This window comes from Serratia sp. X10, from assembly GCF_017811775.1.
Classification (GTDB): Bacteria; Pseudomonadota; Gammaproteobacteria; order Enterobacterales; family Enterobacteriaceae; genus Serratia; species Serratia ureilytica.
Window position 1 is genome coordinate 1 of sequence record NZ_JAEIOH010000021.1, and the last position, 1152, is coordinate 1152.

Here is a 1152-nt window from a genome sequence, read left to right on the forward strand (position 1 = left end):
GTCAGGCCGTAGGCCTCCTGCATCCACACCAGCCGGTTGACCACCCCGCGGTGTTCGTTCATCGCGCCCTTTGGTTTACCGGTCGAGCCCGAGGTGTAAATCACGTACGCCAGGTGCGACGCCTGCGCGCGCGGTGCCGGGTTCTCGGCACTCAGCGTCTCCGGCAACGCGGCCTCCAGCGCCAGCTGCGGCGTCGCGGGTTCGCCCAGCGCCGCCCGGCCGGCGGCGTCCGCCAGCAGCAGCACCGGGTCGGCGTCCTGCAGGATGTACTGCAGGCGCTCGCCCGGATAGGCCGGATCCAGCGGCACATAGGCGCCGCCGGCCTTGAGGATGCCGAACAGCGCCGTCACCATGTTCAGGCCGCGTTCGGCGCACACCGCCACCCGGCTGTCCGGGCCGACGCCGCGCGCTATCAGCGCGTGCGCCAGCCGGTTGGCGCGGGCGTTCAACCGGGCGTAGCTCAGGCTTTCCGCGCCGCTCACCAGCGCAATGGCATCCGGCGTGCGGCGCACCTGCCGCTCGAACAGCGCCGCCAGCGTCTGATCCAGCGGGTAGTCACGCTCGGTGCGGTTCCAGCCATGCAGCAGATGCTCCCGTTCGGCGAGCGGCAGCAAATCGATATGGGATACCGATCGCGGGTTATTCAGCGTCATCGCCCGCAGCGCCTGTACCAGGTAAACGCCGTAGCGTTCGGCGGTGGCGCGATCGAACAACGCCGTGGCGAAATTCAGCGTGCCGCTGATGCCTTCACCGGTATCGGCCAGATCGAGCGTCAGATCGAACTTCGCCGCGCTGTATTCCAGCCCGGCCAATTCGGCCTGCAGCCCAGGCAGCGGAATATCGCGCACCGAGCCGTCCTGCCAGGCCAGCATCACCTGGAACAGCGGGGTATAGCCCAGATGGCGCGGCGGGTTAACCAGCTCCACCACCTGCTCGAACGGCAGATCGCGGTTTTCCTGCGCCGCCAGCACCGTGTGGCGGACCCGTTCGAGCAGCGTCGGCAGATCCGGATCGTCGCGAAGATCGATGCGCAGCGCCAGCGTGCTGACGAAGAAACCGACCAGCGATTCGGTTTCCAGCCGGCCGCGGTTGGCCTCCGGCGTGCCGATCACCAGCTCCTGCTGTCCGGCCATGCGCGCCAGCACCAGGCTC

Annotated in this window: 1 protein-coding gene and 1 pseudogene; both read right to left on the minus strand. The window is 68.6% G+C overall.

The annotated features are described in order from the left end of the window. Positions 1-653 (minus strand): AMP-binding protein (locus J9788_RS25290; protein ID WP_370576382.1); only part of this gene is annotated, 653 nt, incomplete at its 3' end. Further along, positions 642-1133, minus strand: a pseudogene (locus J9788_RS25295) (condensation domain-containing protein); the annotation flags it as partial. The pseudogene J9788_RS25295 and the gene J9788_RS25290, both read right to left, overlap by 12 nt. Positions 1134-1152: the final 19 nt, after the last annotated feature.